11 protein-coding genes are annotated in these 7,216 nt (G+C 37.8%); 7 read left to right on the top strand and 4 right to left on the bottom strand.

The window, feature by feature from the left end; translation table 11 throughout:
* The coding region (locus tag AC1DDX_RS19450; protein ID WP_477622436.1) for a response regulator at positions 1–993 on the top strand (993 nt) is incomplete at its 5' end.
* A gap of 9 nt (positions 994–1,002) precedes the next feature.
* Here AC1DDX_RS19450 and AC1DDX_RS19445 read toward each other — a convergent pair.
* On the bottom strand, positions 1,003–1,701 hold the full coding sequence (locus tag AC1DDX_RS19445; RefSeq protein WP_337715955.1) for a DUF2461 domain-containing protein: 699 nt from the start codon (positions 1,699–1,701) through the stop codon (positions 1,003–1,005).
* A gap of 238 nt (positions 1,702–1,939) precedes the next feature.
* A complete protein-coding gene (locus tag AC1DDX_RS19440) occupies positions 1,940–2,284 on the bottom strand; it encodes a hypothetical protein (RefSeq protein ID WP_477622435.1) in 345 nt (114 codons plus the stop codon).
* 102 nt (positions 2,285–2,386) lie between these two features.
* Here AC1DDX_RS19440 and AC1DDX_RS19435 point away from each other — a divergent pair, with 102 nt between their 5' ends.
* From AC1DDX_RS19435 to AC1DDX_RS19420, 4 genes are all read left to right on the top strand, one after another.
* A complete protein-coding gene (locus AC1DDX_RS19435) occupies positions 2,387–3,052 on the top strand; it encodes an alpha/beta hydrolase (RefSeq protein WP_337715953.1) in 666 nt (221 codons plus the stop codon).
* Between the two features lie 7 nt (positions 3,053–3,059).
* On the top strand, positions 3,060–3,509 hold the full coding sequence (locus AC1DDX_RS19430) for a DUF1572 family protein (protein ID WP_337715951.1): 450 nt from the start codon (positions 3,060–3,062) through the stop codon (positions 3,507–3,509).
* A 146-nt stretch (positions 3,510–3,655) separates the two neighbouring features.
* Positions 3,656–3,862, top strand: a complete 207-nt coding sequence (locus AC1DDX_RS19425) for a hypothetical protein (RefSeq protein WP_048905896.1) — start codon at positions 3,656–3,658, stop codon at positions 3,860–3,862.
* Between the two features lie 141 nt (positions 3,863–4,003).
* A complete protein-coding gene (locus AC1DDX_RS19420; protein ID WP_337715950.1) occupies positions 4,004–4,522 on the top strand; it encodes a hypothetical protein in 519 nt (172 codons plus the stop codon).
* Between the two features lie 11 nt (positions 4,523–4,533).
* Here AC1DDX_RS19420 and AC1DDX_RS19415 read toward each other — a convergent pair whose 3' ends face one another.
* Positions 4,534–4,893, bottom strand: coding sequence for a hypothetical protein (locus AC1DDX_RS19415; protein WP_172662575.1), 360 nt, complete (start codon positions 4,891–4,893; stop codon positions 4,534–4,536).
* 1 nt (position 4,894) lies between these two features.
* Positions 4,895–5,455: an RNA polymerase sigma factor gene (locus AC1DDX_RS19410; RefSeq protein ID WP_172662574.1), complete on the bottom strand. Its 561-nt coding sequence runs from the start codon at positions 5,453–5,455 to the stop codon at positions 4,895–4,897.
* Between the two features lie 142 nt (positions 5,456–5,597).
* On the opposite strand from AC1DDX_RS19410, the gene AC1DDX_RS19405 reads away from it, so the two are divergent.
* Positions 5,598–5,942 (top strand): hypothetical protein, encoded by a 345-nt coding sequence (locus tag AC1DDX_RS19405; protein WP_288884067.1) that lies wholly within the window; start codon positions 5,598–5,600, stop codon positions 5,940–5,942.
* Positions 5,943–6,050: 108 nt separating this feature from the next.
* Positions 6,051–7,216 (top strand): carboxypeptidase regulatory-like domain-containing protein (locus AC1DDX_RS19400; RefSeq protein ID WP_477622434.1); only part of this gene is annotated, 1,166 nt, incomplete at its 3' end.

The following is a 7,216-nucleotide window of genomic DNA, read 5'->3' as shown; positions in this document are numbered from 1 at the left end:
GGTCTGGCCTTGTCCAAAAGCATCATTGAAGCTCATCATGGCAAAATAGAAATCCTAAGTAATCCAGCCACCACTCAAGAGCCTGGCTATACTTGCTTTATTGTTAAGCTTAAAAAAGGAAATTCGCACTTTAAGCCAAGCGAACTTAGTGAAGTTAAAAGTGCAGACTTCCCGTCCAAACTGTACGTACAACAATTTGTTGAAGAGGAAGCCGCTGAGCAAAATAAACACCCCAAAGCCCAGGAAACCATTCTGATCGTAGAAGATAATGCAGAGATTATGCAACTCATAGCCGGTGCTATTGGCAAACAATATCACACAAGGGAGTCTGTTGATGGGCTTAAGGGATGGGAAACAGCAATTGAATTGCTACCTGATCTGATCATCTGCGATGTAATGATGCCAATAATGGATGGATTAGCCTTATGCAGTAAGTTAAAAACAGATGAACGTACCAGCCATATTCCCGTAATTCTCCTTACTGCCAGGTCATCGCACATCCATCAGTTAAGCGGACTGGAAACCGGAGCCGATGCTTATATCACTAAGCCTTTCAGCATGGATCTGTTGCTGCTAAACGTGCGTAACTTATTGCAATCAAGAGCAACAATGCGCCAAAAATTTGTTCAGCAGGTAAACCTACAGCCTCAAGACATAACCATCAACTCTACAGACCATGCATTTATGACTAAAATCCTGGGTTATATTGAAAGTCATCTGTCTGATGAAAATTTTGGCGTACCCGAATTGGCCCAAAAAATTGGAATGAGTCAGCCCGTACTTTACAAGAAAATCCGGACAATGACAACCCTTTCTGTAAATGATTTTATCAAAACAATTCGATTGAAAAAGGCCGCTCAACTGTTAGCTGAGCATAGGTATACCATATCAGAAATTTCTTATCTGGTAGGTTTTAACGATCCAAAATATTTTAGCAGAGAATTTAGAAAACAATATGGTCATACGCCACGAGAATATATAAAGAACCTCTAATCCCAGTACTTAAATTTCAATTCCGTTAATGTCAGTGGTCAATATCTCACTCATATAATCAAAAAATGGGCGCATATTTTTAAAGGTTAGCGTTGCCTGCGCTAAAAAGCGCTCATTTAAAACCTCTTCATCAGAAAACCTTCTAATGAGCAAAAACTGCTTGTATCGTAATAAATCAATGTTTTCATGATCGGCATTGAAACCCTTAGGCGAGGTTTTCAATTGCTCTCCTTTCAATGTTTCGAATGTTGAAATAAAGGAGCCACTCTGTATGATCTCTCTTAATGGCGTGGCATCAAAACCAATATGTTCCCTTATTTGTTTTAAATCCTGTGCCGATGGCCCCCAGAATCCGCCTGCAATAAAACTATTCCCCTTCTCTATATGAAAATAGTATCCTCCCCTGCGGTACTTGGTGGCGCGCCTGAAACTACCACTCCAGTGGGTTTTGAATGGGGTTTTATCTTTAGAAAACCGGGTATCCCTATAAATACGATACACGCTTTTTCGTCCGGAAGGAGTTTCTATTACATCGTCTACATTTAGGTCCTGTAACAAGCCGTCAGCAAAGACTTCTATAAGCGCTTGCTCTTTTAGAAATTCTTCTTTATGCTCGTTAAACCACTCTCTATTGTTGTTTTCTTTTAATTGATCTAAAAAATTTAAGCTGGAAGAATGTATCTGAGGTTTTGAATGAAGCTTTGCCATATGCAAAACTAAATAAAACGATCGCCAAAACGAATATCGGCTGAACACTTTTGCGCAAATACTACATACTTAAACTTAGAATAACGGCAAGGCAACTTAGAATCAGGATAATAAAAACAGCTTTAAATAAGATATAGGTACTCATGAGATGTAATTTAAATTCATATTATTTTATTACCCGAAATTAAATCTTCAGCTAAATACGTGCATAGTAAAAATCGACCGAATTTAAATAATTCTATTTCTGCTTTTTCTCTGTAATAGCCTTAAAGCCCGTTTCAAGTACCTCCTTTAGCAATTCTCTACTATAGCTGTTTACGTATAGGCAGATATAAGGATAGTCTTTATAGTGCGGCGTAATGAAACAGCTTTCCGGATATTCCTCCAGGAATCTTTCTCTGCTTTCAAAATCCGTCCTTACAGCAAGCCATTCCCCATTCTCGTGCAGCCTGCAAAGCWAATTCTTTTTGATTTTTATTGAAGGGGTATCATAATGCGACAAGCTATCCGAAGCGTCAGGAAATTGTAGCGCAATTTGCCTTACAGGTTCAAAATCAACTGGATTGAAATTTATAGCCTTCATACCTATTAAAGATAGGAGATCAATTACAAACAACAACTGATTGTATAAAAATTGTAAGTTTTCAATGTTTAAACCAGCGTAATTAGGTAATACATTAATTTTATGTCAGCAATGACAGAAAGGATATATTTCATCAGTGGCTTGGGGGCCGACAGGCGCGCATTTAAAAAGCTTGTTTTCCCACCTAATTTCGAACTGGTTTATCTGGATTGGATTCCTGCATTAAAAAATGAATCGCTCGAGGCATACGCGCTCCGATTGGCAGCTAAAATAGATGCCTCTTCTCCATTTTACTTAGTTGGCCTATCCTTTGGTGGCATGCTGGCTACTGAAATTTCTAAGCAATTGAAGCCGTCACATACTTTTCTCATTTCCAGTACACCCGTTTTTAAGGAATTACCATGGTATTATCGGATGGCAGGTAGTTTAAGCTTACAAAAAGCAATCCCTGTCAGCCTTTTAAAACGAGGGAACAACATTGGTTTGAAGTTCCTTGGCGCTAAAACACATGAAGAAATTAAACTACTGAAACAACTTGTGATAGATAGTGACCCTATTTTTATGAAATGGGCGTTAACTTGTATCTTAAGCTGGCGGAATAAAGAAAGGCCAATAAATTTAACCCATATTCATGGAACGGCCGATAATATATTGCCATTCAGATATAACAAACCTGATATACGGATTGAAGGCGGTGGACATTTTATGGTTTATGCCAATGCAGATGTCATCTCTAAATTAATACTAAAACAAATTGCAGATTTATAAATATAATATGTTAAAAGAATCCCTAAAAACCCTCTTTACAAGAGATTTGAATAAAGTAAAGCTTGAAATTGAACAATATCAGAACGATAAAAACATTTGGCGAACTGAAAATGCGATAAGCAATTCTGCAGGTAATTTATGCTTGCACTTAGTGGGAAACCTGAATACTTTCATTGGTGCAGAACTTGGTAAAACCGGATATATCAGAAATAGAGAACTTGAGTTTTCACTAAAGGATGTTCCAAGAAATGAATTGATTAAACAAATTGAGGATACCATTAAAGTAGTTACAGACTCCATCGACCAGTTAACCGAACAAGACCTGAAAAATGAATATCCGGAGGTAAAAGTTTTAGAGAATGACAGATCAGTAAAGTACATGTTGATTTACCTCAGCTCACATTTAGCTTATCACCTTGGTCAAATCAACTACCACAGACGCCTGTTAGATGTCTAGCTCAAGAGAGCTTTCTAATACTGAACAAATTGAATAAACATACCAATTTGAATAATGGTTAAATTAGTTCTAGTGCTTTTTAAAGCATCAGGCATACCCTGAAAGGCCTTTAACGAGTAAGGAAATTTATCTTATTGTAAACAAGTATGAAAAAGTTAGAACTAAACAATTTAGGTGTTCAAGAAATGAACTCTGTTGAAATGACAAAAACTGATGGTGGCGGCATAGTATGGAGCTCTTTAGGTGCTTTATTAGGTAATGTTACTACTACTGTAAACGCTGTTCTTGGTGATACAACACAATTTTTATCTAAGCAACTAGCAACTGTTTTCAGTTTTATCCGTACTCTATAGGGGAGTTAGATTTGAAGGCCGGATGATTGAATGTACTCATTGAATTGTCCGGTCTTTTTTTTGCCCATAAATATCTAAATATTATTGCTGAACTGTAGAATTAAAGTAACTCATTTTAGTTATATTAGTAATGCAATACTTATGAGGACTTTATCTTTTCTGATCCTTCTGTTGGTCATTACCGGCTGCGACTTTAAAAATAAGTCTGCTGATACGCACACGATAGCCCCTATTGAAGGCAGCAAAAATCAATATATAACCACAAAGGAATATACAGGTGTAATCTTTGCTCCAGATACTTCGGCCAATGCCGATGAGGGCAGTGTCCAGTTTATGCCAACTGCTGAGGATATTGAAAACGCAGAGCGCATCTTCAAAATGTGCCTAAAAACAAGTAAAATCGATAAAGATGGTGTCATTGTAGATTCTACCAGAATCCAGGCACCGTCAGGGTATTTCAGACAATATCTTGGATACAAAAATAAAAACGGCGAAAAGGTTATTCTTTTAAACTGTTTTATTAAAAGTGCTGTGAGTAAAGATGAAACCTGGAAGAAAGAAATCATCGCATTTAAAGATGGTGGAAACAATTATTTCAGCGTACATATTAACCTTGCTACAAATGATTGCTTCAACTTCTTTGTTAACGGAGGTGCCTGATTATACTGTCGTTACGTTTGCGAAGCCCTCACCCACTTTTGATCAATATATTCAATTAAAAAGAAGCTAAGCACAATAAAACCCAGTATGTACCTGCCAAGTTTAATCATAGCAAGTAAGCTTACGGTTAGTTGCGGATTAAACAGCGACAATAAAGTAAGCGAAAGTGCTACAATACCGAGAATAGCCATAAAAACAAGCGCATAAGTTTTAATACCGAATGGCTTAACTTTTTGGGCAAAAACTTTCCTGGTAACCATTGTTGCAAAACCATAAGGCAAACTGCTTACAGGTTCACTTTTCAGTGCAGTTGCCAATAATTCATCCAGCTTCTGATCCCTTTTGTCCTCTCTGTTCTCATTCGCTTCCATATCATTCATTTATTAAATAAATTTCCAGTTTTTCTTTCAATAATTTCTTTGCTCTGAACAAATAATTTTTGATGGTTCCTTCAGGCATTCCTGTGATCTCTTGTATTTCGAGGTAACTAAACTCCTCCAAATGAAACAAGGTAAGTACTGAGCGGTATTGCAAAGGCAGCTGTAACAACAAATGCTGCACATAAGCTGCAACATCCTTTTTAATCATAAGTCGCTCTGGTGTCTCCTCGCTAAAGTGGTAGTTATCTATTTCATCATTATCTGCCTCACTCTTATTTTGCAGTTCCTGTTTATATTTCCTCAGGTGGTTAATAGACGTCAGGTAAGCAATTCGGGCAATCCAGGTGCTTAGTTTAGATTGAAAGCCAAATTTATTCAGTCCCTGATATACCTTTATAAAAACCTCCTGACAAATATCAGTCGCATCCTCATCATTTTTTATTAGTCTGCTTGTTACATGAAATACAAGTTTCTCATACTGCTTAACCAGAGCTTCAAATGCTCTTGCATCACCTCGCAATATTTTGGCAACTAGTTCCTTTTCATTTAACATCGTATAGTAGACACCCGGATGCTGTGTAATGTTGCAGTTTCCACAAAAAAAATAATAATTTTAAAAAGATGTATTTTTCTGCAACCTTTTTATTGGCAGGCGTGTCTACTTGGGCAATAAATCACATTTAAAAACAGACATCATGGACCACATAGAAAGTATAACCATCTCAATATCATTATTCATTATTACAGCAATCGTTGTAATTGCCATTCTCAACTTCATTTTAAAGAATCGTCTAATCAACTCAGGGCTTACAAATCCCGAAATACTAAACTCACTGGGCCAATCATTTAACCATAAGATTGCAGTACTTAAATGGGGTCTTATTCTTTTCTTTGGCGGAATAGGTTTAGTGGTTATCAATTACATTCCCGATGCCCAGGTTGATTCTCCCCTGCCTTATGGAATTGAAATGATCTTTATTGCCGCCGGTTTCCTTTCTTATTATTTCCTCGTGAGGAAATCTGAAAAAGACCAGGGCTAAAACAACCCAACCCTACTTCTTTAATTTACTGAACACAAAAAGGTCTTCAAGGGCAATGGCAGCGCTATGCGCTGTCCAAACCCTAAGGCGCTCCAAAAATCAAAACTCATGAAAAACCTTCAACTACGTTTATTTCTTATCATAGGCTTTTTCGCCATCATAACAAGTTATAATCAATCGGCTGCACAAACCAGAATACCCAACTTTTCTGTGAACGGGAAGGTTATGGATTCCGTCAGCAAAAAACCGGCCGGCTGGGCTACAATCAACATCATTAGTTCAACAAATGCAATTGTTAAGACAGGGATAAGCGACAGCACCGGTATATTTACATTAAGTCAAATACCGTCTGGAACATACAAACTTGAAATAGTGAGTATCGGCTATAAGGCCAAAACATTTGCAATATCTCTTCAGGATACTACAAAACTGCACGTTGATCAGGGTTTGGTCCTATTATCTCCAGACACCAAACAATTGAAAGGGGTAAACATTACCGGCAGCAAACCAATAGTCACTCAAGAGATAGACAGGCTTGTGTACGATCTACAAGCCGATCCGGATAGTAAAGGGAACAGCGTTCTGGAAATGATGCGTAAAATTCCTTTTGTTTCACTAGATGCAGAGCAAAACATCAGACTTAAAAATAGCACTAGTTTTAAGATCTTTATCAATGGCAGGCCATCTGGTATGATCGAGAATAACCCTAAGGAAGTTTTGCGCAGCATGCCTGCATCAACTATTGAAAAGATCGAAGTAATTACCAATCCACCAGCAAAATATGATGCAGAAGGATTCGCAGGAATCATCAATATCGTAACTAACAAAAAACCCGCCGATGGATACAATGGCTCTTTAAATCTCAATGAAAGTTTTCCTGCAGGTGGCCCGGGCGCTGGTGGATCTTTTAATTTTAAATCTGGTAAACTTATCGCTTCGGTATTCACCGGTGGCTCGCTTTCTAAAACCCCTGTCACAACAAATAATTTGATTAGAAATGCCATCGGCGATAACCCTCAAACCTTAACTCAAGATGGCGATAATAAATCTGACGGCAGAACCGGATATCTTGGAACCGATGTGAGCTATGAAATCACCCCACTACAGCTCATCTCAGCTCAGATCAATCTTAATGGCAACAAAAACGCCCAACTCAGCAACCAGGTCTCGTCGCTCACTCAAAACGGAGAATTACTACAAGGCTATCACATACAAAATACCTACGATGGCAATAGCGACTATATAGATGCCTCAGTTAACTATCAGATCTCTTC

The organism is Pedobacter sp. 10L46_2, from assembly GCF_056395165.1.
The sequence above is the reverse complement of the archived record's forward strand: the minus strand, read 5'-3'. Positions and strand labels throughout refer to the sequence as shown.